Origin of the sequence: Streptomyces luteireticuli (assembly GCF_041519305.1) — a bacterium.
GTDB classification, from domain to species: Bacteria; Actinomycetota; Actinomycetes; order Streptomycetales; family Streptomycetaceae; genus Streptomyces; species Streptomyces luteireticuli.
The window spans coordinates 1,063,337-1,089,509 of sequence record NZ_CP167927.1 but is presented as its reverse complement, the minus strand read 5'-3'; the positions used below and the strand labels follow the sequence as shown (position 1 = coordinate 1,089,509).

At 74.3% G+C, this 26,173-nt stretch carries 19 protein-coding genes and 1 pseudogene; 16 read left to right on the top strand and 4 right to left on the bottom strand.

Annotated elements, in window-relative coordinates; all coding sequences use genetic code 11:
• Window positions 1–26 precede the first annotated feature (26 nt).
• Genes AB8735_RS04600 through AB8735_RS04550 form a run of 11 tightly spaced genes read left to right on the top strand, consistent with a single transcriptional unit; the run spans window position 27 to window position 15,738 of the window.
• On the top strand, window positions 27–968 hold the full coding sequence (locus tag AB8735_RS04600) for an SDR family NAD(P)-dependent oxidoreductase (RefSeq protein ID WP_344032758.1): 942 nt from the start codon (window positions 27–29) through the stop codon (window positions 966–968).
• Window positions 965–2,677: a long-chain fatty acid--CoA ligase gene (locus tag AB8735_RS04595; RefSeq protein WP_372405537.1), complete on the top strand. Its 1,713-nt coding sequence runs from the start codon at window positions 965–967 to the stop codon at window positions 2,675–2,677. The genes AB8735_RS04600 and AB8735_RS04595 overlap by 4 nt, the downstream gene beginning before the upstream one ends.
• Before the next feature lie 3 nt (window positions 2,678–2,680).
• Entirely contained in the window at window positions 2,681–4,249 is a 1,569-nt protein-coding gene (locus AB8735_RS04590; RefSeq protein WP_344032754.1) for a succinic semialdehyde dehydrogenase, read from the top strand.
• Window positions 4,246–7,617 (top strand): amino acid adenylation domain-containing protein, encoded by a 3,372-nt coding sequence (locus AB8735_RS04585; RefSeq protein WP_372405536.1) that lies wholly within the window; start codon window positions 4,246–4,248, stop codon window positions 7,615–7,617. The genes AB8735_RS04590 and AB8735_RS04585 overlap by 4 nt, the downstream gene beginning before the upstream one ends.
• Before the next feature lie 42 nt (window positions 7,618–7,659).
• Entirely contained in the window at window positions 7,660–8,811 is a 1,152-nt protein-coding gene (locus AB8735_RS04580) for an OzmP (protein ID WP_372405534.1), read from the top strand.
• Window positions 8,808–11,333, top strand: coding sequence for a type I polyketide synthase (locus AB8735_RS04575; protein ID WP_372405532.1), 2,526 nt, complete (start codon window positions 8,808–8,810; stop codon window positions 11,331–11,333). Before AB8735_RS04580 ends, AB8735_RS04575 begins: the two co-directional genes overlap by 4 nt.
• The gene (locus tag AB8735_RS04570) at window positions 11,330–12,427 is read left to right on the top strand and encodes a beta-ketoacyl synthase N-terminal-like domain-containing protein (protein WP_372405531.1); all 1,098 of its coding nucleotides are present in this window, start codon (window positions 11,330–11,332) and stop codon (window positions 12,425–12,427) included. Before AB8735_RS04575 ends, AB8735_RS04570 begins: the two co-directional genes overlap by 4 nt.
• Window positions 12,424–13,347, top strand: a complete 924-nt coding sequence (locus AB8735_RS04565) for a beta-ketoacyl synthase N-terminal-like domain-containing protein (protein ID WP_372405530.1) — start codon at window positions 12,424–12,426, stop codon at window positions 13,345–13,347. The genes AB8735_RS04570 and AB8735_RS04565 overlap by 4 nt, the downstream gene beginning before the upstream one ends.
• Window positions 13,344–14,495, top strand: a complete 1,152-nt coding sequence (locus tag AB8735_RS04560; RefSeq protein WP_372405529.1) for a beta-ketoacyl synthase N-terminal-like domain-containing protein — start codon at window positions 13,344–13,346, stop codon at window positions 14,493–14,495. Before AB8735_RS04565 ends, AB8735_RS04560 begins: the two co-directional genes overlap by 4 nt.
• Window positions 14,492–15,457, top strand: a complete 966-nt coding sequence (locus AB8735_RS04555; protein ID WP_372405528.1) for a beta-ketoacyl synthase N-terminal-like domain-containing protein — start codon at window positions 14,492–14,494, stop codon at window positions 15,455–15,457. Before AB8735_RS04560 ends, AB8735_RS04555 begins: the two co-directional genes overlap by 4 nt.
• Before the next feature lie 23 nt (window positions 15,458–15,480).
• Window positions 15,481–15,738 (top strand): acyl carrier protein, encoded by a 258-nt coding sequence (locus AB8735_RS04550; RefSeq protein ID WP_344027312.1) that lies wholly within the window; start codon window positions 15,481–15,483, stop codon window positions 15,736–15,738.
• Between the two features lie 64 nt (window positions 15,739–15,802).
• Here AB8735_RS04550 and AB8735_RS04545 read toward each other — a convergent pair whose 3' ends face one another.
• Window positions 15,803–16,996 (bottom strand): serine hydrolase domain-containing protein, encoded by a 1,194-nt coding sequence (locus AB8735_RS04545; RefSeq protein WP_372405527.1) that lies wholly within the window; start codon window positions 16,994–16,996, stop codon window positions 15,803–15,805.
• 153 nt (window positions 16,997–17,149) lie between these two features.
• Between AB8735_RS04545 and AB8735_RS04540 the strand changes: the two genes are divergently transcribed.
• The 4 genes and pseudogenes from AB8735_RS04540 to AB8735_RS04525 all read left to right on the top strand — a co-directional run bounded on the left by AB8735_RS04540 (window position 17,150) and on the right by AB8735_RS04525 (window position 20,723).
• Window positions 17,150–17,431 carry a hypothetical protein gene (locus AB8735_RS04540; RefSeq protein ID WP_344027308.1) on the top strand — a complete coding sequence of 94 codons (282 nt, stop codon included), beginning with the start codon at window positions 17,150–17,152 and terminating at the stop codon, window positions 17,429–17,431.
• A 187-nt stretch (window positions 17,432–17,618) separates the two neighbouring features.
• A pseudogene (thrS, locus tag AB8735_RS04535) lies at window positions 17,619–18,866 on the top strand (threonine--tRNA ligase); the annotation flags it as partial.
• Between the two features lie 97 nt (window positions 18,867–18,963).
• On the top strand, window positions 18,964–19,779 hold the full coding sequence (locus AB8735_RS04530; RefSeq protein WP_372405526.1) for a cyclopropane-fatty-acyl-phospholipid synthase family protein: 816 nt from the start codon (window positions 18,964–18,966) through the stop codon (window positions 19,777–19,779).
• A gap of 146 nt (window positions 19,780–19,925) precedes the next feature.
• Window positions 19,926–20,723, top strand: a complete 798-nt coding sequence (locus AB8735_RS04525; RefSeq protein ID WP_372405525.1) for a M15 family metallopeptidase — start codon at window positions 19,926–19,928, stop codon at window positions 20,721–20,723.
• A 98-nt stretch (window positions 20,724–20,821) separates the two neighbouring features.
• Here the strand turns inward: AB8735_RS04525 and AB8735_RS04520 are convergent, their stop codons facing one another.
• Both AB8735_RS04520 and AB8735_RS04515 read right to left on the bottom strand, forming a co-directional pair.
• On the bottom strand, window positions 20,822–21,526 hold the full coding sequence (locus AB8735_RS04520) for a Clp protease N-terminal domain-containing protein (protein ID WP_372405524.1): 705 nt from the start codon (window positions 21,524–21,526) through the stop codon (window positions 20,822–20,824).
• 264 nt (window positions 21,527–21,790) lie between these two features.
• A complete protein-coding gene (locus AB8735_RS04515) occupies window positions 21,791–23,044 on the bottom strand; it encodes a Cmx/CmrA family chloramphenicol efflux MFS transporter (RefSeq protein WP_372405523.1) in 1,254 nt (417 codons plus the stop codon).
• 217 nt (window positions 23,045–23,261) lie between these two features.
• Here AB8735_RS04515 and AB8735_RS04510 point away from each other — a divergent pair, with 217 nt between their 5' ends.
• The gene (locus AB8735_RS04510; RefSeq protein ID WP_372405521.1) at window positions 23,262–23,849 is read left to right on the top strand and encodes a TetR/AcrR family transcriptional regulator; all 588 of its coding nucleotides are present in this window, start codon (window positions 23,262–23,264) and stop codon (window positions 23,847–23,849) included.
• A 46-nt stretch (window positions 23,850–23,895) separates the two neighbouring features.
• Here the strand turns inward: AB8735_RS04510 and AB8735_RS04505 are convergent, their stop codons facing one another.
• On the bottom strand, window positions 23,896–26,079 hold the full coding sequence (locus AB8735_RS04505; protein WP_372405519.1) for an MMPL family transporter: 2,184 nt from the start codon (window positions 26,077–26,079) through the stop codon (window positions 23,896–23,898).
• Between the last annotated feature and the right edge of the window lie 94 nt (window positions 26,080–26,173).

Below are 26,173 nucleotides of genomic sequence, written 5' to 3'. Positions count from 1 at the left end.
CGCTCCCGGCCGAAGGAACCGGAGGAATGGACACCATGCGCACCCCGTGCGACCAGGAGCGGCAGCGGCCGGCCCCGGAACGGCCGGCGGCCGCCGCGCCCCCGGGCCCCCGCCCGCGCAGGCGCAGGCCCGCCCGGGCCGACCGCCTCACCGCCCGGCTGGCCGCCCGGGCCGGCGGCCGCCGGGTGGTGGTCACCGGCGCCTCCGGCGCCATCGGCCGGCAGCTCGCCGTCCTCCTCGGGCAGGCCGGCGCCGACCTCGTCCTGCTCGGCCGCGACCGGCGGGCCCTGGCCGAGACCGCCCGGCACGCCGCCATCGGCACCGGCACCGTCCGCGTCCAGGTGGCCGACCTCACCGTCCCCGCCGACATCGCCCGCTTCGCGGACCGGCTCGCCGAGGAGTGCGGCGGCGCCGACATCCTCGTCAACAACGCCGGACGCTCCATCCGGCGCGGCGCCGACCGCGCCGTGGAGCGCCCCCACGACTACCGCAGGACCATGGCCGTCAACTACTTCGGCGCCGTGGACCTCACCCTGCGCCTCCTCCCCGGCATGCGCGAACGCGGCCACGGGCACATCGTCAACGTCGCCACCATCGGACTCCAGCTCGGCATGGGCCGTTTCACCGCCTACAACCCCTCCAAGGCCGCCCTGGAGGCCTTCGGCCAGTCCCTCGCCCCCGAGCTGCGCCGCGAGGGCATCCGCGTCAGCACCGTCCACCTGCCCCTCGTCCGCACCCCGATGAGCGCGCCCACCACCGCGTTCGCCCGGCTGCCCGCCCTCGACCCGCGCCAGGCCGCCCGCATGGTCTGCACCGCGCTCGTCACCGGCAGCCCCCGGGTCTCCACCCGGCTCGGCACCCTCGGCGAACTCCTCGGCGTCGCCGCCCCCCGGGCCCGCCTCGCCCTCGCCGCCCTGGAGTACCGCTGCCTGCCCGAATCCCCCAGCGCCCGGCGAGGTGCCCGATGAGCCGTGCACTCCAACAGGCCCTGGACGCACCCACGGTGGCCGAGGCCTTCGAGCTGACCGCCGCCGCGCACGCCGACCGCCCGGCCCTCCACGGAGCCGACGGACGGACGTACACCTGGGGCGCCTACCGGGACGCCGCGCACCGCTGCGCCGCCGTACTGGCCCGCCTCGGACTGCGCCCCGGCGACACCCTCGGCCTGCTGCTCGGCAACCGGCCCGAGTTCCACATCGCCGACGCCGCCGCCATGACCATCGGGGTGACGACCTGCTCGCTCTACCCCACCTCCCCCCGGGACGAACTGCGCCACCTCGTCGACGACTCGCGCATGGCCGTCCTGGTCACCGACGACCCCGAACGGGCCGCGGACCTGCGGCGCCACTGCCCGGGGCTGCGGGAGACCCTCCTCGTCGGGGACGGGCCCGGACCGCTGACGGACGCCGACGGCACCGTCCCGTACGACCACCGGCCGCGCCCCGACGACGTCCTCACCGTCGTCTACACCTCCGGAACCACCGGACCGCCCAAGGGAGTCGAGCTCACCCACGGCGCCGTCCGCGCCACCGGACGGGCCTTCCTGGAGCGCGTCCCCCTCCCGGCCGGCAGCCGCCTGGTCTCGTACCTGCCCATGGCCCACATCGCCGAGCGCTGCTGCTCGCACTACCTGCCCATGGTCCTCGGCGCCGACGTCACCTGCTGCCCCGGCCCCGAGCGGCTCTTCTCCGTCCTGCCCGAGGTCCGCCCGCACTGGCTGTTCTCCGTCCCCCGGATGTGGGAGAAGCTGCACACCCGGCTGCTCGCCGAACTCGACGCGGCGCCCGAGGAGTTCCGCCGCGGAGCCCTGCGCGCCCTGGAGCTCGGCGAGGCGCTCGCCACCGCCGACGACGCGGACGCCCGGGCGGAGTACGCGCGCCTGGAGCCCGGCCACCTGGCCCCGGTACGGAGCCTGCTCGGGCTCGACGCGACCCGTTTCGTCCACGTCGGCGCCGCCCCCGTGGCCCCCGCGACCATGGCCTTCCTGCGCGCCCTCGGCCTGCCCGTCGGCGAGATCTGGGGCATGACCGAACTCTGCGCCGCCGCCTGCGTCACCGTCCCCGGCGAGCACCGGGTGGGCTGGATCGGACCGCCCCTGCCCGGCGTCGAGGTGCGCACCGCCGCCGACGGCGAGGTGCTCGTCCGCGGCCCCAACGCGATGCTCGGCTACCGCGGACGGCCCCGCGAGAGCGCCGAAGTCCTCGACGCGGACGGCTGGGTGCACACCGGCGACCTCGGCGAGCTGGCCGCCGACGGCGCACTGCGCATCACCGGCCGCAAGAAGGACATCATCGTCAACGCCTACGGCAAGAACATGGCGCCCGCCCGCATCGAGGCCCGCATCGGCCACGGCGACCCCCTCATCGACCAGGTCTGCGTCATCGGCGACGGCCGCCCGTACAACGTCGCCCTCATCACCCTCGGCGGCGACCCGGGCACCGGCCTTGATGCCGACCCCGGCACCGAGCGGATCCGCCGCGCCGTCGCCCGCGGCAACCGGCACCTGTCCCGGCCCGAGCGGGTGCGGCGGTTCGCCGTCGTCCAGGACGCCTGGACGCCGCACAGCGGACTGGTCACCCCCACCCTCAAGGTGCGGCGCCGGACCATCGGCCGGCACTACCGGGACCTCATCGACACCCTCTACGCCGGCGGCGGCCTGACCCCCCTCGAGGACTGACCCATGCGGCCCCTGACGAACACCCCCAGGCCCGCCCCGCCGGTCGCCGCCACGACCGCCCGGCTGGCCGGACAACTGACCGCGAGCGGACCGGAGTTCACCCCCCGGGCGCCCTTCACCCTCGACGTCACGGCCCGCCTGCCCGGCGCCACCCCCGACGACGTCGCCCTGGCCCACGAGCGCGCCCGCGCAGCCCAGCGGCACTGGGCCGCCCGGGACGTGCGCGAACGGGCCCGCGTCCTCGGCCGCGTGCACGACCTGCTCCTCGACCGCCGGCACGAGGCCCTCGACCTCCTCCAGTGGGAGACCGGCAAGGCCCGCGTCCACGCCTTCGAGGAGGTCGTGGACGCCGCCGGGGTCTGCCGCCACTACGCGCGCCGCGCGGCCCGGCTCCTCGCCCCGCGCCGCCGCCCCGGCGCGCTGCCGCTGCTGACGGCGGTGCGCGAACTGCGCCACCCCAAGGGCGTCGTGGCCGTCATCACCCCCTGGAACTACCCGCTCAGCCTCAGCGTCGCCGACGTCGTCCCCGCCCTGCTCGCGGGCAACGCCGTCGTCCACAAGCCCGACACCCAGACCGCCTGCACCGCCCTGTGGGTGCGCGCCCTGTGCACCGAGGCCGGGCTGCCGGAGGAGGTCTGGCAGATCGTCGTGGGCGAACCCGCCGACGTCGGGCCCGCGTTGCTGGCCGGAGCCGACCATCTGGCCTTCACCGGCTCGACCGCCGCGGGCCGGGTCCTCGGCCGGATGGCCGCCGACCGCATCATCGGCTGCATGCTCGAACTCGGCGGCAAGAACCCCCTGGTGGTCCTCGCCGACGCCGACGTCGAACGTGCCGCGGCCGGCGCAGTCCGGGCCTGCTTCACCAGCGCCGGGCAGCTGTGCATGGCCGCCGAGCGGATCCTCGTCCACATCTCCCTGTACGACCGGTTCCTCGCCCGCTTCCTGGACCGCGTCACCGCCCTCCGCCTCTCCGCCGCCTTCGACTTCGGCGCCGACATGGGCTCGCTCACCTCCCGGCGCCAGCTCGACCGCGTCGCCTTCCACGTCGGCGAGGCCCTCGACAAGGGCGCCCGCCTGCTGTGCGGCGGCCGTCCGCGCCCCGACGTCGGCCCGCTCTTCCACGAACCGACCGTCCTCGCCGAGGTCGCCCCCGGCATGGCCGTGCACCGCGAGGAGACCTTCGGTCCCGTCGTCTCCGTCCGTCCCTTCCGCGACGACGAGGAGGCCATAGCGCTCGCCAACGACGGCCCGTACGGCCTCAACGCCAGCGTCTGGAGCCGCAGTCCGGCCCGGGCCGCCGCGCTCGCCGCCCGGCTCTCCGCCGGTGCCGTCAACATCAACGAGGGCTTCCGCACCGCCTATGTCTCCTACGCCGTGCCCATGGGGGGCCGAGGCCACTCCGGGACCGGCCACCGGCACGGCCCCGGCGGCCTGTTGCAGTACACCGACCTCCAAGTCGTCGCCCGCGCCCGGGCGGACGTCCTCGACCCCCGCCCGGGAGCCGACCCCGAGCGCCACACCGAGCGGCTCACCGCGCTGCGCCGGACGATGACGAGGCTGGGGTTGGGATGACCGGGATGACGTGCTTCAGCTGCTTCCTGGTCGGCGGCAACGCGATGGTCGCCTCCTGCGCCGAACTCCTCCTGGAGCGCGGCCACCGGGTCCTCGGAGTGGTCTCCGCCGACCCCGGGGTCCGCGACTGGACCGTCCGGGCCGGACTGCCCGCCCTCGCCTTCGGCCCGCACCTGGAGGACCGGCTCGCCGCCGAGCCGTTCGACCACCTCTTCAGCGTCGCCAACCTGCGCATGCTGCCCCGGCGCATCCTGGAGCTGCCGCGCGGCCTGCCCGTCAACTTCCACGACGGCCCGCTGCCCCGGCACGCCGGGGTGCACGCCACCGCCTGGGCCCTCCTGGAGGGCGCGGACGTCCACGGCGTCAGCTGGCACGTGATGACCGAGGAGGCCGACACCGGCGACGTCCTGGTGCACCGCGAGGTGCCGGTGGCGCCGGGGGAGACCAGCGCGACGCTCAACGTGAAGTGCCTGGAGGCGGGCATCGACGCCTTCGGCGAACTCGCCGACGCGCTCGCGTCCGGCCGCGTCCGGCGCCGCCCCCAGGACCTCGCGCGGCGCACCTACCACGGCCGCCACGACCGGCCGCCGGGCGGCGGCCTGCTGCGCTGGGACCGCCCCGACGGCGAACTGGACGCCGCCGTGCGCGCCCGCGACTTCGGGCCGCACGCCAACACCTTCGGATCCGCCAAGGCCGTCATCGGCGAACGTGCTCTTGTCGTCGGCGACTTGACCGTTCTGCCCGGCCGGTCTGGGCATGCCCCGGGAACGGTGCTCGCCGTCGACGGTACGGTCGACGTCGCCACGGCCGGACGGGACATACGGCTGACCCTGCGTGGCGCACCCCCCGGCCACGGCCTGCGCCCGGGCGACCGGCTCCCCGTGCCGGGCGCCGCCCTGCTGGAGGCCGCCGGCCGCGCCGAGGCCGCGAGCCTGCCCCACGAGGCCTACTGGGTACGGCGGTTGAGCCGGATCGAGCCCGCCGACCTGCCCCACCGGAGCGACGACGCCCTCACGGAGTCCGACATCCCCGTACCCGAGGGCGTACAGGACCCCCACTGGGTGCTGGCGGCGCTCCTCGCCTTCCTCGTACGGGCCGGAGTCGCCCCCGGGACGGACGTACGGCTGCACCGCCCGGCCCCGGACACCGGCCACCCCGCCGTCGACACCCTCTACGCCGACTGGATCCCGCTGCGCGTACCGGCCCTCGACGGGCGCGGCATGGCCGCCCTGCGCGACGAGGCCGCCCGCGAGGCGACCGGCCGCGGGCCCATCCCGTACGACCTGTGGTCCCGCCACCCCCGGCTGCGCACGGCCCCCCGGACCCTCCCCGTCTGCTTCACCTTCGACGACGAGGCCGAACCCCCGCCCGGCACCGGCCTGTTGATCCGCATCCCCCGGGGCGCGGGCCCCTGCAAGTGGACCGGCCCCGACGGGCCGCCCGCCTCCTACGCCGCCGCCTACCTGCGTGACCTGCACCGGGCACCCGGCGCCGATCCGGCCCGCGTCCCGCTCGGCACCGAAGAGACCCGGCGCGCCATGGCCGCCCGGAACGACACCGCGGCCCCCCTCGCCCTCGGCACCACCGTCCACCGCATGGTCGCCCGGCAGGCCCGGCTGCGCCCCGACGCGCCCGCCGTCACCTGCGCCGGGCGGACTCTCTTCTACGGCGAACTCGACCGCGAATCCTCGGAGTTCGCCGGACACCTGCGGGCCCTCGGCGCCGGGCCCGGGCAGCGGGTGGGCGTGTACCTCGACCGCTCCGCCGACCTGCTCGTGGCCCTCCTCGGCGTCATGAAGTCCGGCGCCGCGTACGTCCCGCTCGACCCCGTCTACCCGCCCGCCCGCATCGCCGCCATGGTGGCCGACGCCGCCCCGGCCCTGCTGGTCACCGAGGAACGCCTCGCCGGGACGCTGCCCGCGACGGGCACCGACGTCCTGGTCCTGGACCGCGAGCGCGCCGCCGCCGAACCCGTGGACGGCGCGGACGTCGACCCCGGCGGCGACGCGTACGTCATCTTCACCTCGGGCTCCACCGGCCGCCCCAAGGGAGTCCGCGTCGGCCACCGGGCCCTGGCCAACTTCGTGTGCGCGATGGCCCGGACGCCCGGCTTCACCACCGGCGACCGGCTGCTCGCCGTCACCACCCTCTGCTTCGACATCGCCGGCCTGGAGCTCTACGTCCCGCTGGCCACCGGCGGACAGGTCGAGATCGCCCCGGCCGGGACGGCGGCCGACGGCTTCCGGCTGCGCACCCTCCTGGAGGGCTCCCGCCCCACCGTCCTGCAGGCCACGCCCGCCACCTGGCGCATGCTGATCGACGCCGGCTGGCGGGGGCAGCCGCAGGACGCCCCGCTGCGGATGCTCTGCGGCGGCGAGGCGCTGCCCCCGGACCTCGCCCGGGACCTGCTCGCCCGGGGCGGCCGGCTGTGGAACCTCTACGGGCCCACCGAGACCACCATCTGGTCCGCCGTCACCGAAGTGCCGCCCGACGGACGGCCGTTGATCGGTCCGCCCATCGCCAACACCCGCTTCCACGTCCTGGACGGGGACCGGCGCCCGCTGCCGCCCGGCGTGCCCGGCGAGCTGTACATCGGCGGGGCGGGCGTGGCCGCCGGCTACCTCGACCGGCCGGAGCTGACGGCCGAACGGTTCGTGACCGTGCCCCAGGACCCCGGAACCGTCTACCGCACCGGCGACATCGTCCGCCAACGCCCCGACGGACACCTGGAGTTCCTCGGCCGGGCCGACGGACAGATCAAGATCCGCGGCCATCGCGTCGAGACCGGCGAGGTCGAGGCGGCCCTGCGCGCCCACCCCGCGGTGGACCGCGCCGTCGTCGCCCTGCGCGACGAACGGCTCGTCGGCTACGTCGTCCCGCACGGCACCCCGCCCACGGCCGGGGAGCTCCGCGCCCATCTGGCCGGCGGCCTGCCCGGCTACATGATCCCCTCGGTCTTCGTGACGCTGGACCGCATCCCGCTCACCGCCAACGGCAAGACCGACCGCGCCGCCCTGCCCGCCCCCGTACCGCCCCGGCCCACCGCCGACGCCCGGCCGCCCGACCGCTCCGAACGGTTCGTCGCCGAGGTCTGGCGCGAGGTGCTGCGCCTGGACCACGTCGGCGTCGAGGACAACTTCTTCGAGGTGGGCGGCGACTCCCTGCTGCTGATGCGCGTCATGGCCCGGCTGCGGGACCGCACCCGGCAGCCCCTGACCCGCGTGGAGATGTTCATGTACCCCACCGTCCGCTCACTGGCCCGCCGCCTCGCACCGCCCGACGCCCCCCGTCCGGGCCCGCCGGAACCCGCCCGCCGCACGGGCGGGCGCACCGCGCTGGGCGAGCTGCGCCGGCGACGCCACGACTGAACCACCGACACCCGCCACCAGGACGGGGAAGGGAGAACGGCCATGCGCGCGTGCACCGTCTGCGCCCTCAAGGAGAACCACCCCGGGATCACCATCGGCGACGACGGCGTCTGCAGCCTGTGCACCCTGGACTTCGCCGGCGAGCTGATGGAGAACTTCGCCTACACCAGCCGGGTCTTCGAGGAGTTCACCCGCAGCGGCCCCAACCCGCACGGCGACCACGACTGCCTCTTCATGTACAGCGGCGGCAAGGACAGCACCTACATGCTGGACAAGTTCGCCGGAGAATACGGCAAACGCGTCCTCTCCTACACCTTCGACGTCCCCTTCGAGAGCGCGCACGCCGCCGAGAACATCAAGCTGGCCAGGGAGCGGATCCCCGCCACCTTCGTCGTCGACTCCGACGACGACAACATCAAGGCCATGATGCGGGAGGTCTTCAACCGGACCCCCGCCAAACCCGGCAAGTACCTGGACGAGAAGCTGCCCTGCGTCTCGTGCCGCTCCTTCTTCGTCATCCGGGCCATCCTCTACGCCTTCCGCCACCGCATCCCCTACATCGTGCTGTGCGCCGACCCCCAGCAGATCCTCACCATGGAATCGGACGTGCGCGAGGTGGTCCGGGGCTTCTACCGGACCTTCGGACGGGAGCTGACCGGGGAGCTGTTCGGGGGCGTGCTGGAGGAGCTGCTCTTCGCCGACGAGGAGCAACTGCCCCGCATCGTCTTCCCGTTCATCGCCATGCGCTACGCCTACGACCCGGACCGCATCGTGGCCGAGCTCAAGGCGAAGGGGCTGTACACCTCGTCCCCGCTGGAGACCCACTGCACCCTCTTCCCGCTGCTCAACTACTACTCCTTCGCCAACTGGGACTGCATGTTCTACAAGCTGAACGCGGCCAGCCACCGGCGTTCGGTGCGGCGCGACGAGAACCACTCCCGGTCCACCTTCAGCATCACCTTCCCGCGCGCGGCCGACCTCCCGCTGATCGAGGAGCGGCTGAAGAAGGTCGTCCTCGACATCGCGGGCAACCGCGGCGACCCCGCCGCGCAGGAACGCGAACTCATCGGACTCTTCCAGCGGTTGGACGCCACCGAGGACGCGGCGCGCTTCGTCGCGCAGGGATTCCTCGCCATGCGGAAGACCGCTGCGGACCTCGGCATCACCCTGCGGAGCACTGGGGCGGAGACATGACGGACTGCGATGTGGCGATCATCGGAATGGCCTGCCGGTTCCCCGGCGCCCCCACCGTGGAGGCCTTCTGGGACCTCCTGCGCGAGGGCCGGGAGAGCGTGCGCTTCCCCACCGAGGGCGAACTGCTGGCCGCCGGCGCCGACCCGGCCGAGCTGGCCCGCCCCGGGTTCGTCCGGGCCGCCCAGGCCATCGACGGCGTCGAGCTGTTCGACGCCGCCCACTTCCAGATCCCCGAGGACGAGGCCGAACTCCTCGACCCCCAGCACCGGCACTTCCTCCAGTGCGCGCTCGCCGCCCTGGAGGACGCCGGCTACGACCCCGGTACCCACCCCGGCGAGATCGGCGTCTTCGCCGGCGCCGGCATGAACACCTATCTGCCCGGCAACCTCGCCGACCGGTACGCCGCCGGCTCCACCCTCGGCCGCTACCGCCTGATGCTCGCCAACGACAAGGACTACCTGGCCACCCGCGTCTGCTACAAGCTCGACCTGCGCGGCCCGGGCGTCACCGTCGGCACCGCCTGCTCCACCTCGCTGGTCGCCGTCCACCTGGCCTGCCTGAGCCTGCTCGCGGGGGAGTGCGGCACGGCCCTCGCCGGCGCGGTGCATCTGCGTCTGCCGCAGGACGAGGGGTACCTGTACCAGGAAGGGATGATCTTCTCGCCGGACGGGCACTGCCGGGCCTTCGACGCCGGAGCGCGCGGCACCGTGCTCGGCAGCGGCGTCGGCGTCGTCGTCCTCAAGCGGCTCGACGACGCGCTGGCCGACGGCGACACCGTGCACGCCGTCGTCAAGGGCACGGCGGTCACCAACGACGGCTCCGCCAAGACCGGTTTCACCGCGCCCGGCGTCGAACGCCAGGCCGCCACCGTCCGCGAGGCCCAGCGCGTCGCCGGCTGCCCGCCGGAGACGATCGGCTACGTCGAGGCCCACGGCACCGGGACCCCGCTCGGCGACCCCGTCGAAGTCGCCGCCCTCAACCGGGCGTTCGGCCCCACCGGAGCGGGCCGCACCCTCCTGGGCTCCGTCAAGACCAACATCGGGCACCTCGACGCCGCCGCCGGCATGGCCGGACTGATCAAGACGGCGCTGATGCTCCGCCACCGCACCTTCGTGCCCAGCCTCCACTTCCGCACCCCCAACCCGGACATCGACTTCGCCGCGGGCCCCTTCCGGGTCGGCACGGAGACCGTGCCCTGGCCGGACAGGGACGGACCCCGGCGGGCCGGCGTCAGCTCGTTCGGCGTCGGCGGCACCAACGCCCATGTCGTCCTGGAGGAGCCGCCCGCCGCCGGGCCCGCTCCGGTGCCGCGCCCGGCCGAGCCGCTGCTGGTGTCCGCCCGTACCCCCGGGGCCCTCGCCCGCGCCACCGGCGACCTGGCCCGCCATCTGCGCCGCCGCCCCGGACTGGACCTCGACGCGGTGACCCACACCCTGGCCGCCGGCCGCCGCCACCACCTCCACCGGCGGGCCGTCGTCTGCACCGGCACCCGCGACGCCGCGCTCTCCCTGGCCATCCTCGACCCCGGCCGGGTCTGGACCGGGCGCGGCGACCAGGAACCGGACGGCTTCGCCCTCGTCCTGCCCGACGCCTCCCGCACGGCCGGAGCCGTCGAACTGTACGACGGACTCGGCGACTTCCGGGACATCGTGGACACCTGCGCGGGGACGCTCGGCACCGACCCCGCCGCCGTACTCGCCGACCGCCGCCTCGCCGCGTTCGTCGTGCCCTACGCCCTGGCCCGCGTGTGCCGCGCCTGGGGCGTACGGCCCGCCGCGCTCGTCGGCTGGGGCACGGGACGGACCGTCGCCGGCTGCCTGGCAGGGGTGCTCGGGCCCGACGACGCGCTGGCCCTGAGCGCCGGACGCCCCGTCGTCCCGGCGTGCGCCGCTCCGGAGGTCCCCGTGAGCCCCGGCACGCGCTGGCTGCGGCCCGGCGAAGCGGCCGACCCCGGGACCTGGACCCGGCCCGCGACGGGGGAGGCCGACCGGGCGCGGGCGGAAGCCCTGTTGAAGGAGGAGGGGCTGGTCCCCCTCGTCCTCGACCCCGCCGACGGCAGCGCCACCGAGGTCCTGCTGAACGTCTTCGCCCGGGCCTGGACCCACGGCGCCGACGTCCGCTGGGAGCACTGGTACGGGCCCGGCCGACGGCGCCGGGTCCCCCTGCCCACCTATCCGTACGAGCCGCGGCGCCACTGGATCGAGCCCCCGTCCCGGCGCACCGCCACGGACGCCCCCGACGACCTGCGCCGCCGCGTCGAGCAGGCGGGCCCGGCCGAACGCAGCGCGATCCTCCAGGAGTTCCTGCGCCCGCTGGCCGCCCGCCTCCTCGAACCCGAGGACGGGCGGCTCCCCGGCGCGGACGACAACCTCTTCCACCTCGGCGCCGACTCCCTCATCCTCATCGACATCGTCGCCACCCTCGGCACCGCCCTGGACCTGGCCCTCACCACCTCGTTCGACGACCCGCCCACCCTCCGCGGCCTCGCCGATCAGGTGGCGGCCTCCTGGCGGAAGGGATGAACGAGGCCGTGACCGGCTGGACCGTCACCGGCACCGGCGTCGTCACCGGCGCCGGTGCCGGGACCACCGAGCTCTTCACCGCCCTGTGCGCCGGACGCGGCGCACCGCGCACCGTACGCTCCTTCGACACCTCCCGGCTCCGCACCCGGCACGGGTACGAGATCACCGGCCGCCCGCGGCGGCCGGCGGCCTGGCTCTGCGCGGCCGTCGCCGAGGCCCTCGCCGGGGCGGGACTGTCCGAGGACCTCTCCGACGTGCCCGTGCTCGTCGGCAGCGCCCTGCGCGACCTGCGCGGGGCCGAGCAGAACCGCCCGTCCGAGCCGCACTTCGGCGCCGCCCTGCGCGCACGCTTCGGAGCCTGCGACACCCACACCTTCGGCGGCGCGTGCTCCGCCTCCCTCTACGCGCTCGCCCTCGGCGCCGACCTCCTCGCCGCCCGGCGCGCGGACACCGTGGTGGTCGCCGGCGTCGACACCGTCACCGCCAGCATGTACGCCCTGCTCGACCGCGCCCAGCCCGCAGCCCCGCGCGAGGTCCGCCCCTTCGACCGCGACAGCGGCGGCCAGTTGCTCGGCGACGGGGCCGCCGCCCTCGTCCTGCGCCGCCCGGGGGCGGGCCCGGCCCGCGCGGTGCTGCGCTCCGTCGGGCTGCACTGCGACGCGGGCCACGTCACCGCGCCGTCCGCGGACGGGCTCGTCGCCGCCCAGCGCCGGGCCCACGCAGGCGCCGGCGTCACGGCCGCCGACATCGGCCTCGTCCACGCCCAGGGCACCGGATCGCCCCACAACGACCGTGCCGAGGCAGAGGCGTTGGGCCGGGTCTTCGGCCGGGAGGGCGGCGGCCCGCTGATCGCCGCGGTCGAGGGGATGACCGGGCACACCTCCGGGTGCTCGGGGCTGCTCAACACGGTGCTGGCGGTCGAGTGCCTGCGCAGCGGGCGGGTGCCTCCCGTCGTCGGACTCGACAAGCCCATCGCGGCGGCGGAAGGACTGCGCTTCAGCGTCGGGGAGTCGGCCGATCCGGTGTACGCCCAGGTGAATTCGTTCGGCTTCGGCGGGGTCAACGCCGTCGCGGTCCTGGGGAGGGCGGCATGACGGTCGTCACCGGCACCGGTACGGTGCAACATCCCCACGACGACCGCGCGTTGCGCTTCAAGGACCGTGCGACGCGGCTCGCCGTCGCGGCGGCGGAGGCCGCCCTGGCCGACGCGGGACTGCTGGCCGACGGCGCGCTGACGGTGCCCGGGACGGACGTCGGCACCGTCGTCAGCTCCAACCTCGCCACCCTGGACACCGTCCGCCGCGTCGCCGCGGCCCTCGACCGCGACGGCCCCGCCGCCCTGCGCGCCGTGGACCTCCCCAACGCGTGCAGCAACGCCACCGCCTCCAACGTCGCCATCCGCTTCGGTCTGCGCGGCATCAACCTGATGCTCTGCAACGGCGCCACGTCCGGGCTGGACGCGGTCGGCTGGGCGGATCTGGCCCTGGCGGCGGGACGGGCGCGGTACGTGCTCGTCGTGGGCGTGGAGCCCGCCGACGGTGCGGTCCGTCAACCGGCCGGAGGGGACGGGGCGTTCGACGGCGCGGCCGCGCTCGTCCTGGAGCGCGCGGCGACCGCCGCCGCACGGGGGCGCCGCGCCCGGGCGGTGGTGGCGGGTTACGCGCGGCGGCGGGACGGGGCGGCGGCCGCCGGGGCGGCGGCGAGGGCGGCGGGCGGAGCCGGGCCCGGGCTGTGGCTGCCGCCGGAGTCCGGCGCGGACGCCGCCGCACCGCCCCCGCCCGCCGTCGTCCACGACCTCGGCCGCACCCTCCCGCCGGCCTCCGGCGCCTTCGGGGTGCTCCAATGCCTGGCCGCCACCGCCTGGTTCGACGCCGGGACGCCGGACGGCGTCCCGCCCACCGCGCTCGCCGTGGCGGGCGGCGGCGCCGCGGACGACGCGGCGTCGGCCGTCCTGCTCACCGCCGCCGCACCGTACGACGGCGTATCGAAGGGCGAATCGGAGGGAGACGGATGACGCAGGTCCTGATCACCGGAGTAGGGGCCGTGTCCGGCCTCGGAACGGGAGCGGAGGCCATGTGGCGGACCCTGTGCGCCCCGCCCGACAGCCCCCCGCAGCGGGCGCCCGACCCCGGCGCCCGGATGCCGTTGCCACTGATCCACCTGGCTCCCGCCGAGGAGGGCCCCGAGGGCCGGACCACGCGGCTGGCCCTGACGGCCGCGCGGGAGGCGGTCGCCGACGCGGGGCTCGACGCCGCGCACCGGGCGCGCAGCGCCGTGGTGATGGGCACCGGCGGCGGCAACGCCGACCTCTGGGAGCGGCCGCTGGACCCCGGCCGGACGGACGCCCCGGCGTTCACGGTCGCCTCGCTGGTCGCCGCGGACCTGGGCGCGGGCGGTGGTGCGACGTGCGTCAGCAACGCCTGTTCGGCCGGCGGGTTCGGGCTCGGGATCGCGGCCGACATGATCCGCTCCGGGGAGGCGGACGTCGTCGTGGCCGGGGGAGCGGAGGCGTACAGCCGGGTCGCGCTCGGCTGCTTCAACCGCATGCGGGCCGTCGACCCGTACGCCTGCCGCCCGTTCCACCGCGACCGCGTGGGCACCGTCTTCGGCGAGGGCGCCGCCGTCCTCGTCCTGGAGTCGGCCGGCCACGCCCGGCGGCGCGGCGCGCGGCGCCCCTACGCGACGCTGGCCGGCTGCGGCTGGAGCTGCGACGCGCATCACCTGACCGCGCCCGACCCGGACGGCGTCCAGATCCGGCGGGCCATGACGGAGGCGCTCGCGGACGCCGGGGCGCCGGCGGAGTCGGTGGGGTGCGTCGTGCCGCACGGCACGGGCACCCGGCTGAACGACGTCGTCGAGAGCGAGGCCCTCGGCGCCGTCTTCGGCGAACGGCTCGCCCGCCTGCCGCTGTACAGCCTCAAGGCGCTGATCGGCCACACGGCGGGAGCCGCGGGCGCGCTCGGCGCCGTCACGGCGGCCCTCGTCCTGGACCGCGGCACGGTGCCGCCCAATGTGCCGCTCGGCGCCGACCAGGACCCCAAGTGCCCGGTCCATCTGCCGCAGGACGGCCCGGAGCCCCTGATGGGCCGTCATGTGATGGTCAATGCCTTCGCGTTCGGAGGGAACAACGTGTCGCTGGTCCTGGAAGGGCGGACGCCGTGACGGCGATCGATATGAACGTGATCGATCTGGTGGTGACCGGCATCGGTGTCGTCTCGCCCCGCGGCTGCGACCCGGCCGCCCTCGTCCTGGACGGCGCCGCCGGGGCCGACGACGCGTGGTTCGACGTCGCGGCCGAGCTGGGCGCCCGCGGCTACAAGTACGTTCCCCCGTCGTGCCGTTACCTGCTCGCCGCCACGCGCCGGGCCGTCGCGGACGCGGGCGACCCGTTCGCCGGGGTGCCCGAGACGGAGCGCGGCATGGCCCTCGGCACCAACAGCGGGATCGCCGCCCTCATCGACGCCATGGACGAGACCGTCACCGGCCCGGGCGCCGAGCGGCTCAGCCCGGCGACCGCCCCGTACTTCTCCATCAACACCCTCGCGGGCCGCGTCGCCATGGACCACGGCGTCAAGGGCTGGAACCTCACCCTCACCTCACCGCGCACGGCGGGCCTGGAGAGCCTGCTCGCCGGCTCGCGCGCGGTCGCCGCCGGCCGCTCCACGCTCCTGCTGGCCGGCTCGACGGAGGCGGCCCTCCCCGCGCACCACCCGGCCCACGCCGACTCCGAGGCGGGGGCGGCGGTGTTCGTGCTCCAGCCCCGCTCGCGGTCCCGCGCCGACCACTACGGCACGTGCCGCACCGTCACCTTCTCCCTCCCGGCCGCCGAGCCGCAGCTGGAGGAGACGCTGATCCGCCTCCTTAAGGACGCCCCGACGCCCGAGGCCGCCCTCGTGATCGCCGACGCGTCCCCCGTGGCCGCGACCCTGGCCCGTCACCTGCGCGACGACCTGGGCATCCCCACCGACACCGCCCCGGCCGCCGCGGGAACCCTCCTCCCGGTGCTCCACCTCGCCCGCACGCTCTCCCGCCCCGGCCACCCCCGCCTCCTGGCCACCGGCAGTCCCGACGGCGCCTGCGCCGTGACACTGGCCCACCCCCGCCGACTCCCCGACAACACGTAGACAACCTCTAGGAGTTGCTCGCCATGAACACCAACAGCACCACCGTCGACCTCGAGCACCTGCGCACCACCATCGCCGAGGTCCTCGAACTCGACCCCGAGGAGGTCACGGACGACGCCCGCTATGTCGAGGACCTCGGCGTCGACTCCCTGCTGGCCCTGGAGATGCAGATCGCCCTGGAGGAGCAGTACGGCGTCCAGCTCACGGAGGCGGACCTGGGCGAGGCGACGTCCTTGCGGGCGACGTACGACCTCGTCATGCGGAAGACCATGGCGGGCTGAACGCCTTTGCAGGCGTGGGGGCTTGACCGGAGGGGACGGCCAAGCCCCCACGCGCCGCCCGGGCCTACCGGTGTGCCGCCGGCTTCGTGACCGCGTTCGCGATGCGCAGGATCATCCGCCCCTGGCTGTCGTCCCGGTGCGTGGGGTTCCAGGAGTACGCCACCGTGCGCCGCAGGTCCTTGGTCGCGGTCACCGCCGAGTTGTAGCCGTACCGCTCGCCCGTCTTGCCCCACATGGTCACGCCGTTCACCGTGACCTTCTGCAGGCCCATGCCGTAGGAGGCCGGAGAGCCGTTCGTCATCCGCACGTCGTCGCCGGGAGTCGTGAACATCTTCTCCAGCGCCGCCTTCGGCAGCAGCCTGCCGGGGGTGAACAGGGCCGTGATGAAGCGCTCCAGGTCGCCGGTCGTGGAGATCAGTTCGCCCTCGCCCCACGCCTCGGACTGGTTGTACTCCGTCGCGTCCTTCAGCGTCCCGTCCGACATCGCCTGGTAGCCGTGGACGTGCGGACCGTGGATCCTCGGGTCGTCGCCGGGGAAGGAGGTGTGGCGCAGGCCCAGCGGGCGCAGGACGCGCTCGCCGATCGCCTTGCCGTACGGCTTGCCCGTCACCTTCTCGATCAGCATGGACGCCAGGACGTAGTTGATGCCCCGGTACTCCTGCTTCGTGCCCGGCGTGAACTTCATCGTGCGGTCGGGCAGCGTGGCCAGGATCGTCCTGGGCGTCCACCGGTCGTAGCGGTGCTGGAGGATCTGCTCCGGGGTGTTCTTCTCCGGACCGTTCTCGCTCGGCAGACCGCTCGTGTGGTCGAGGAGCTGGGAGACCTTGATCGGGGCGTACCCCTTGGCGCGCAGCTCGGGCAGATAGTCCTGGACGGGCCTGTCCAGGTCCACCCGGCCCTCGGCCGACAGCTGCAGCACCACGGTGGCCACGAAGACCTTGGTGATGCTGCCCGCCCGGAAGGCGTCGTCCTGCCGGATCGGCGCGCCCGTCCTCCGGTCCGCCACGCCCGCCGTGCCGTACCAGTGTCCCGCCGAGCCGCCGACCCGCAGCTGCGCGCCGGTCGCCTGCGGGTGGTCCAGGTCGGAGATGGCCGCGCGCAGGGCCGCCGGGTCGAGCGGGGGGAGGGAGGGAGCCGTTGTCGTGGTCGTGGGCGGTGCGGTGGCGGCGAAGGAGGCGGGGGCCGCGGCGCCCGCGAACAGGGCGGCGGTCAGTGCGGTGCCCACGAGGGCCCGGCGGGACAGGAATGTCGAGGTCATGTTGATCATGATTCCGGCGAGGGTCCGGCCCGCCATCCGGGAACGGCCCCCATCCGTCCCCGGCGTCCCCCTGATCCCGGACCCGGTGTTCCCCCGACACCACCTCGGGGTCGGCTCCCGCCCGCACGCCCGCCCGCGGACTACGGTCGGTGCATGGAGATCATCGTGGTGTACGAGCTCGACCCGTCGGCGGGCACGGCCGGCACCGGACCCGGCGGCGGGACCAGGACCCCGGTGCGCCGGGTGCACGCGGCCCCCGGCGCCCCCGGTGCCCCTTCCTCGCCGGGCCCGCGCACCGTCTGCGGCCGGGACACCTTCGCCATGGCCCGGGCCTCGTGGCAGCCCTCGGGGCAACCGGGGTCGCCGTGGTACCCGTCGGAGCACGCCGACAGGGTCTGCGACGACTGCGCCAGCGTCATGGAGGAGGAGACCTGAGTCACCGGCAAAAGGCGGTGAGGAGTCCACCGGATCTCTGCTACGGTCGCCGCCATGACCAAGCGCGCCGCTGTGACGACGACGCCGGAGAGTGTCCCGGCGCGCTGACCCATGAGATGAGTCCGAAGCCCCGGGGCGAGCGCCCCGGGGCTTTCGTCACGGCGTCCTCGCCCGCACCGCAGACGAGGAGACCACCGTGCACGACCACCGACAACTCGGCCGCGAGCTCGACCTGTTCGACACCGACCCGCTCATCGGCGCGGGACTGCCCTACTGGCTCCCCGACGGGGCCGCCGTACGTCACGCCCTGGAGGAGTACATCCGCGGCGAGGAACGGCGCGCCGGATACCGGCACGTGTACTCGCCGGTGCTCGGCAAACGGGAGCTGTACGAGATCTCCGGGCACTGGTCGCACTACAGCGACGACATGTACCCGCCCATGGACCTGGGCGGCGGCGAACAGGTCGTCCTGCGGCCCAGTCTGTGCCCGCACCACGCGGTGATCTACCGCTCCCGTCACCGCAGTTACCGCGAGCTGCCCCTGCGGATGGCCGAACTGGGCGGCATGTACCGCGCCGAACTGTCCGGCGTGCTCGGCGGGCTGACCCGCGTCCGGGCCATCCAGCTCAACGACGCCCATATCTTCTGCACCCTGGACCAGGTCGCCGAGGAGGCGCGGGGCGCGCTGGAGATGATCCGCCGCGCGTACCGGGCGCTCGGCATCGTCCCGGCCCGCTACCGTCTCTCCCTGCCGGGCGCCGACGGCAAGTACGTGGCCGCGCCGGAGCTTTGGCAGCGCTCCATCGCCCTGCTGACCGACGTCCTGGACCGCTCCGGGGTGGCCTACGAGGCGGCCGAGGGCGAGGCCGCGTTCTACGGCCCCAAGATCGACGTCCAGGTCGCCGACAGCGCCGGGCGGGAGTCCACCCTCTCCACCGTCCAGGTCGACCTCCACCAGCCGGAGCGGTTCGGCCTGCACTACACCGGCCCGGACGGGGCCAAGCACCGCCCCGTCATGGTGCACCGCGCCGTCATCGGCAGCGTCGAACGCGCGGTCGCCCACCTCGTCGAACAGCACGGCGGCGCCTTCCCCGCCTGGCTCGCCCCCACCCAACTGGTGATCCTTCCCGTCTCCGACGGCGAGCGGCCGGACGCCGAGGCGCTCGCGCGGCGTTGCGAAGGACTCGGACTGCGGGCCGGGACCGCCGGGCCCGAACGCGGCAGCCTGGGAGCACGGATCCGGGAGGCCCGCCTCGTGCCCTACCAGGTCGTGATCGGCCCCAAGGAGGCCGCGGACGGCCTGGTGGCGGTGCGCCTGCGGGACGGCCGCCGTCTGGAGCCCTGCCCCGCCGAGGAGTTCCTCGGCCGCGTCGGCGCCCTCGTCGGCGCCCACAGCACCGCCCTCTGGGACGGGCCCCCGTCCGCCCACCGCTGAAACCCGGCCGATCCGCCCTCTGTTCCGCCCGCTGTTTCCCACCGGTGCGGAACGGACAGGTTGGATCCGACGGGACAGGCGAGGGAGGAAAGTGCGCATGAGCGAGGACGCGACGCGGCGTTACTACGAGTCCGACGACGTGGACGCCTTCTACGACGAGGTCTGGGGCGGGGAGGACATCCACACCGGGATCTACGAACGGGCCGGGGAACCGGTCGCGGACGCGTCGCGGAGGACCGTCGAGCGACTGGCCGCCCGGCTGGGACCGGGGCCCGGGACCAGGGTGCTGGACCTGGGCTCCGGATACGGGGGAACCGCGCGGTACCTGGCGGGACGGTTCGGCTGCCGGGTCGTCGCGCTCAACCTCAGCGAGGCGCAGAACGAACGGCACCGCCGCACCAACGCCGAGCGCGGGCTCGACGGGCTCGTCGAGGTCGTCACCGGCTCGTTCCACGACGTGCCGTACGCCGACGGGGAGTTCGACGCCGTGTGCTCGCTGGAGGCGCTCTGCCACAGCGAGGACCGGGGGCGGGCGCTGGCCGAGGCGCTGCGGGTGCTGAAGCCCGGCGGGACGCTGGCGTTCACCGACGTCATGGCCGCCGAGGACACACCCCCCGAGGTGCTGCGCCCGGTCGTCGCCCGGCTCGGGGTCGACGCGCTGGCCACGCCCTCCTTCTACCGGGACGGACTGGCCGGGCTCGGGGCGGACGGGATCGGGTTCGACGACCACAGCGAGCAGTTGGTGCACCACTACGTCCGGCTGACGGAGGAGACCGAGGCCCGGAAGGCCGGGCTGAGCAAGGTCATCAGCCCGGACTATGTGGAGCAGTTGCTGGTGAACCTGCCCCTGTGGACGGACGCGGCCCGGCGGGGGCGGCTGCGCTGGGGGATCTTCCACGCCCGGCGCGCATGACGGCCGGCGGCCGTCGTCCGTCCGTCGTGTTCCAGCGCCTCTGCGCCCGGCGGGCGCAGAGGCGCTGGACGAATCCGCCGTGACTCCGCCACCATGCCGCCTGCGAGGGACAATCCCGTCCCCGGAGCGCGAAGGGGCCCGATCCGATGCGAAGACTTCTCCGCAGCCTGGTCGCCGGCGCGGCGGCCGCCCTGCTGGCCGTACCCGCCACCACCGCGAGGGCCGACACGGAGCCCAAGGCACCACCGGAGTTCGTCGCCCTCCGGGACGCGGACCCCACCATCCTCCAGGAGATGCGCTACATCACCCGGCACAACTTCACCGGCGAGCGCATCGACGGCTACCGTCAGCCGCTGTGCATCCTGACCCGGGACGCGGCGAACGCCCTGCGCCGGGCGCAGCGGACCTTCCTCCGGCAGGGCTACACGCTGAAGGTCTACGACTGCTACCGCCCGCAGCGCGCCGTCGACCACTTCGTGCGCTGGGCCAAGGACCTCGACGACCAGCGGATGAAGACCGAGTTCTATCCGCGCGTCGACAAGACGAGGCTGTTCGAGGACGGGTACATCGCCGCCAAGTCCGGCCACAGCAGGGGCAGTACGGTGGACCTGACCCTCGTCCGGCTGCCCGCGTGGCCCACGCGTCCGTACATCCCCGGCGAGCCGCTCACCTCGTGCTACGGCCCGAAGCGGGACCGCTTCCCGGACAACTCCCTCGACATGGGAACCGGATTCGACTGCTTCGACACCCTCTCGCACACCCTCGACCCGCGGGTCGTCGGCAAGCAGCACAGCAACCGGCTGCTGCTCAAGAACGGTCTGGAGAAGGCGGGTTTCGTCAACCTGCCAGAAGAGTGGTGGCACTACACCTGCAAGCCGGAGACCTTCCCGGACACGTACTTCGACTTCCCGATCACCCGGAGATCCCTCCCACGGGTCCGCTGACCGACGGTTTTTGACGACGTCGGGTGGGTGGGAGTGGGGGCGGCGCGAGCGCACCGCCCCCGTGCCGGACCGGTCCCCTGCGGTGACCGATCGTTTCGTTACTGCTCGTCGCGCTCGGTGACCCGTTCGGCGATCTCGGTCCTGACCGTCTCGTGCAACTCGTCCGACGTGAAGCCGAGGTTGCGCAGGATCCGCGCGGCCGGGCTCTTCTCGGCGCGGATCAGGCCGAGCAGCGTGTGCTCCGTGCCGACCCAGTCGTGGCCGAGGTCGGCCGCCGCGCGGCGCGCCTGCTCGATGGCCTCCTTGCTCTCCGGCCGGAAGGCGATGTGCCCCCGCAGCGCCTTCTCCCCGGCCGGCGGCATCGCTTCCTCGATCGCGTCCCGGATGCGTTGCTCCGACTCGGTTTTCGCCATCAGCACCTCGTACGCCAGGCCCCGCGGTTCGCCGAGCAGGCCGAGCAGCATGTGTTCGGTGCCGATGAAGTCGTGCTTGTGCGTCCGGGCGGCTTCCTGTGCCAGCACGATGCTGTGCCGGTTCAGGTGGGTGAACCGCTCGAACGGGGCGGGTGCGTGGCGTTTCTGGACGGCCTGTTTGGACACGCCGATGGCGTCGCCGATCTCGGTCCAGGACGCGCCGGTCTGCTTGGCCTTGCTGACGTAGTGGTCGATGAGCTGGTCACCGAGGTCGGACAGCGTCTGGGCGCGGAGTCGCGCCTCGCTGATGCGGTCCAGCTCATTGGCTTCGGGGAGTTCCTCGTCGAGCCGGGCGATCAGGTCGGCGAGGCTGATGTCGAGTGGGCTCATGCGTCAACTCTAAGTTGACAACCGCCTGTCGTCAACGTGTGGTTGACGGTCGGCGTTGCGCAGAGCGCCAGGATGCGCGCTCCGGCGGCTCCCGCGCCCAGGGCTTGCCCGATGGACCTGCGCCGACCCATCGGACATGCCCTGGTCGTCACTGACGTTGCCGCGGCCGGGAGTTGGAGGAGCGGCCGGAGGAGGAGGCCGAGCGGGGTCGGGTCGACGAGGTCGGCGCCGCGAGGGCGCGGGTATCGTCCCGCGCGGGCGGTGTCAGACGTCGGCCCCGGTGAGCTCCTGCCGCAGGTCCGGCGCGGCGGCCGGCGCGTTGTCCGTGCGGCGCTGGAGCACGCCCGCCCACAGCGTGCCCAGGAGGCCGAGCACGCCGAGGGCGGCACCGACCCACGCCACGGACGCGTAGCCCCAGTCGGCGCCGATGGCCAGGCCGCCCAGCAGCGGCGCCAGGGTGTTGCCGATGTTGAAGGCGGAGGTGTTGGCGGCGCCGACGAGGGTCGGGGCGCCGGGGGCCACGGTGAAGACCCGGGACTGCAGGACCGGGTTGGTGACGTAGCCGGCCATGCCCAGGAAGAAGACGGCCACGACCGAGACGGTCACGTTCCGCGCCGCCAGCGCGAGCACCATGGAGGCGACGACCAGGCCGCCGAGGCCGAGGACGAGGGTGCGGATCGGGTGCGACTCGGCGACGCGGCCGCCGATCGTCATGCCGATCAGTCCGCCGACGCCGAACAGCGACAGGACGGCCGGGACCCAGCCCTCGGAGAGGCCGGTCACGTCGGTGAGCACCGGGGCGAGGTAGCTGAAGGTGACGATGACGGCGCCGAAGGCGAAGGCCGTGATGGCGTAGGAGAGCCACAGCTGCGGCCGGGCCATGGCGCGCAGCTCGGACGTGAGCGTACGGGTCTCCTCCTGAGTGCCCTTCCCGCCGGGAATGGCGAGCACCGAGCAGAAGAGGCTCACGAGAGTGAGGACGGCAACGGCCCAGAACGCCGCGCGCCAGCCCGCGAACTGGCTCAGGACGGTGCCGGCCGGGACGCCCACGATGGTGGCGAGGGTGAGTCCGCCGGCGACGACCGCGACGGCCCTGCCCTTGGCGCTCACCGGCACCATGCTCACGGCCGTGGCCACGGCGACGCCCCAGAATCCCGCGTAGGCCAGCGCGCTCACGATGCGGGTGGCGAACAGCAGTCCGTAGCCGGGCGCGACCGCGCCGACCACATGGGCGGCGATGAAGACGGCCTGGAGCGCGACCAGCGCGGTGCGGCGCGGCCAGCTCAGCGTGGCGACGGCCAGCAGGGGCGCTCCGACGACCATGCCGATGGCGAAGGCGGAGATGAGGAGCCCGGCGTCGGGGATCGAGACGCCCAGGTCGTCGGCCATGTCGGGCAGCAGGCCGGAGAGCATGAACTCCGAGGTGCCCTGGGTGAAGATGCCAAGTCCGAGGATGTGGACGGCGAGTGGCATCTTCCCGGCCCGCCCGGGATCCGTGGATTTCGAGTCGACTGCCATGAAAGGCCCTCCAACGCTTGGGGATTCAGCGGTTTCTGAGTCGGGTTCACGAACCGGACGTACGGCGCCCTCGACTCCACGGGCAGGACGCTAGCATGTTTTGAAGCGAGTGCTTCAAAACATGCGAAGCGTCCGGCCCGCCCCGCGCACGGGGGAGAGGACTCTGTCAGGTCCCCGGTTTTTGGACGATCGCTTCAAAACCTCTAATGTGCTGGGTATGGCGAGGCCGAGGAAGTTCGACGAGACCCGCGTCATCGGCGCGGTGATGGACGCGTTCTGGCGCCGGGGCTACGAGGCGACCTCCACCCGCGACCTGAGCGAGGGCACCGGGCTGGGCCCGTCGAGCCTGTACAACACGTTCGGCGACAAGCGGCAGCTGTACCTGCGTGCCCTGCGCCGGTACTACGAGACGGCCACCGACGCGCAGATCGAGATCCTGGAGCGGCCGGGACCGGTCAAGGACCGGCTGCGCGAGCTGATGCTCCGCGACATCGGCGTCGGCGCCGACACCTCCGGCACCGGGCGCCCCGTCGGCTGCTTCGCGATCAACGCGGCCATCGAGATGGCCAGTTCGGACCCGGACGTCAAGGAGCAGGTGCACCGCCACTTCGCCAGGGTGGAGGAGGCGCTCAAGGATACGGTCGCGCGTGGCCAGCGGGCCGGCGAGATCCGTACCGACCGCGATGCGGCGGGCCTGGCCCGCCAGGTGCTGAGCACCTACTACGGCCTGCACGTCCTCAGCAGGGCCCACGACGACCGGCGGGTAATCGAGGACGTCGTGGAAGGCGCGCTCGCCGCGCTCTGAACGCACGGCGGCGCGGCGGCCGCCGCCGCGTCCGTACGACCGGCCCTCACTCCTCCCGCAGCCCCACCCGGTCGTGCAGGCGCCGCAGCGGCCCGGGCGCCCACCAGTTGGCCCTCCCCGCCAGGCGCATGAAGGAGGGGACGAGCACGGCGCGGACGAGGGTCGCGTCCAGGACCACCGCCAGGGCGAGGCCCACGCCCAGCAGCTTCAGCAGCGTGACGCCGGAGATGGCGAAGACGAACAGCACCACCGCGACCAGGACGGCCGCGGCGGTGATGATGCGGCCGGTGTGCTGGAGGCCGAAGGCCACCGACTCCGTGTTGTCGCCGGTGCGGAGGTGGCGTTCGCGGATCCGGGAGAGGAGGAACACCTCGTAGTCCATGGAGAGTCCGAAGGCCACGCAGAAGGTCAGGATCGGGATGGTCGCGTCGAGCGTGCCGGTGTGCTGGGGGCTGCCGACCAGGAACGACAGATGGCCCTCCTGGAAGACGAAGACCATCGCCCCGAACGTGGCGCTGAGACTGAGGGTGTTGAGCACCAGCGCCTTCACCGGCATCAGCACGCTCCCGGTGAAGAGGAAGAGGAGCACCAGGGAGGAGCCCACCACGATGCCGACGGCCGCCGGGGTGGCGCGGGCGATGGCCGAGGTGCTGTCCTCGACCTCGGCGGCCCGGCCGCCCACCCACACGCGGGCGGAGTCCGGCGGGGCGGTCTCCCGCAGGCGGCGGACGAGCCGGGTGCCCGCGGCGGAGTCCTGCTCCACCGGGGAGACCACGGACAGCAGCGCGTAGTCCCCCTTCGCCAGGGCCGCACCGGCCGGGCCCGGCTCCCGCACCCGCCGTCCGGCGGCGTAGGAGCCGGTGGCCGTGGTCACCTGCCGGACGCCGGGTACGGCGGAGAGCGCGCGGGCGTAGGCGTCCAGACCGTCACCCGCGCCCCGCACCACCACCGGGACGGCGCCCAGCGCACCGGCGTCGAACCGGTCGCGCAGCAGCTGTGTCGCGCGGTGCACCTGGGAGTCGGCGGGCAGCGAGCGGTCGTCGAAGAGGCCGGAGGAGACGCGGGTGAACGGGGACGCGAGGAGCAGGAGCAGGATGATCACGCCCCCGCCGCAGAGCACCGGGCGGCGCATCACCGCCGTGGCGAAGCGGTACCAGCGTCCGCTCTCCGGGGAGGCCGCGGGCCGCGCGGGGCCGCGCAGCCGGGCGAAGACGTCGTAGCGGTCGACCCGGTGGCCCAGGACGGCCAGCAGCGCGGGCAGGACGAGGGTCGCCCCCGCCGCCGCGGACAGGACCACCACGATGCCGCCGTACGCGAAGGACCGCAGGAAGAACTGGGGGAAGACCAGCAGGGCGACGAGGGACAGGGCCACCGTCAGCGCGGAGAACGCGACCGTCCGCCCGGCCCTGCGCACCGTCGGGCCCAGCGCCTCGCGCACCGTGGCGCCGGTGCGCAGCTCCTCCCGGAAGCGGGCGAGGATGAACAGGCTGTAGTCGATGGCGAGTCCGAGGCCGAGCGCGGTGGTGGAGTTCATCGAGTACACCGAGACGGACACGGTGCCCGCCAGGGCGTTGAGCACGGCCCGCGTCGTCAGGATCGAGAGCAGCGCGATGACCAGCGGCAGGGCGGCGGCCACGGCGCTGCCGAAGACCAGCAGGAGGAGGACGAGGGTGACCGGCAGGGCGATCGCCTCGGCCAGCAGCAGGTCGTCCCCGGTGCGCTTGCCGACCTCCGACTGCACCTGCGCGGGCCCGGCGGCCATCACGGTCACCCCCCGCGCGTGCCGCCGGACGTCCGGCACCAGCCGCTCGGCGGTGCGCGCCCGGTCGTCCTCGTCACCGCTCAGGGAGAGGGCGACGAGCCCCAGGGAGCCGTCCCGGGAGCGCAGCGCCGGTGACCGGCCCGCCGTCCAGTAGGAGGTGGCGGCCCGTACACCCGGGGTCCCGGCGGCGCGCCGGGTCAGTTCCGTGCCGGCGGAGACCATGGCCGGCGAGTCGACCGGGCCGTCGCCGCGCAGCAGGAGCACCAGGTCGTCGCCGGACGAGGGGAAGTGCTCGGTCACCAGCCGCTGCGCGTGGGTGGACTGCGCGCCGGGATCGGAGAACCCGCCGTGGACCAGCCGGTGTTCCACGCCCAGACCGCCGATCCCGGCCAGGACGAGGGCGACGGCGCTCACCCACAGGACGACGGTGCGCCGCCGGTGCAGCACCGCGCCGAGGCGGTCGAACATGAGGGGGCCTCCTTCGCCGCGCGCCCACCCGTCCGGTGGGCCGTGCACGGCTGCCGTGTCCATGACGATCGTCGGGTGTGGTTCCGAGGTACCG

Bases quoted from the DNA above. Each gene is read 5' to 3' on its own strand.
- AB8735_RS04520 (WP_372405524.1), bottom strand. From the start codon at position 21,526: ATGAGCCCACTCGACATCAGCCTCGCCGACCTGATCGCCCGGCTCGAC.
- AB8735_RS04515 (WP_372405523.1), bottom strand. From the start codon at position 23,044: ATGGCAGTCGACTCGAAATCCACGGATCCCGGGCGGGCCGGGAAGATG.
- AB8735_RS04540 (WP_344027308.1), top strand. From the start codon at position 17,150: ATGGAGATCATCGTGGTGTACGAGCTCGACCCGTCGGCGGGCACGGCC.
- AB8735_RS04595 (WP_372405537.1), top strand. From the start codon at position 965: ATGAGCCGTGCACTCCAACAGGCCCTGGACGCACCCACGGTGGCCGAG.
- AB8735_RS04530 (WP_372405526.1), top strand. From the start codon at position 18,964: ATGAGCGAGGACGCGACGCGGCGTTACTACGAGTCCGACGACGTGGAC.
- AB8735_RS04600 (WP_344032758.1), top strand. From the start codon at position 27: ATGGACACCATGCGCACCCCGTGCGACCAGGAGCGGCAGCGGCCGGCC.
- AB8735_RS04510 (WP_372405521.1), top strand. From the start codon at position 23,262: ATGGCGAGGCCGAGGAAGTTCGACGAGACCCGCGTCATCGGCGCGGTG.
- AB8735_RS04585 (WP_372405536.1), top strand. From the start codon at position 4,246: ATGACCGGGATGACGTGCTTCAGCTGCTTCCTGGTCGGCGGCAACGCG.
- AB8735_RS04575 (WP_372405532.1), top strand. From the start codon at position 8,808: ATGACGGACTGCGATGTGGCGATCATCGGAATGGCCTGCCGGTTCCCC.
- AB8735_RS04560 (WP_372405529.1), top strand. From the start codon at position 13,344: ATGACGCAGGTCCTGATCACCGGAGTAGGGGCCGTGTCCGGCCTCGGA.
- AB8735_RS04590 (WP_344032754.1), top strand. From the start codon at position 2,681: ATGCGGCCCCTGACGAACACCCCCAGGCCCGCCCCGCCGGTCGCCGCC.
- AB8735_RS04570 (WP_372405531.1), top strand. From the start codon at position 11,330: ATGAACGAGGCCGTGACCGGCTGGACCGTCACCGGCACCGGCGTCGTC.
- AB8735_RS04525 (WP_372405525.1), top strand. From the start codon at position 19,926: ATGCGAAGACTTCTCCGCAGCCTGGTCGCCGGCGCGGCGGCCGCCCTG.
- AB8735_RS04545 (WP_372405527.1), bottom strand. From the start codon at position 16,996: ATGACCTCGACATTCCTGTCCCGCCGGGCCCTCGTGGGCACCGCACTG.
- AB8735_RS04550 (WP_344027312.1), top strand. From the start codon at position 15,481: ATGAACACCAACAGCACCACCGTCGACCTCGAGCACCTGCGCACCACC.
- AB8735_RS04565 (WP_372405530.1), top strand. From the start codon at position 12,424: ATGACGGTCGTCACCGGCACCGGTACGGTGCAACATCCCCACGACGAC.
- AB8735_RS04505 (WP_372405519.1), bottom strand. From the start codon at position 26,079: ATGTTCGACCGCCTCGGCGCGGTGCTGCACCGGCGGCGCACCGTCGTC.
- AB8735_RS04580 (WP_372405534.1), top strand. From the start codon at position 7,660: ATGCGCGCGTGCACCGTCTGCGCCCTCAAGGAGAACCACCCCGGGATC.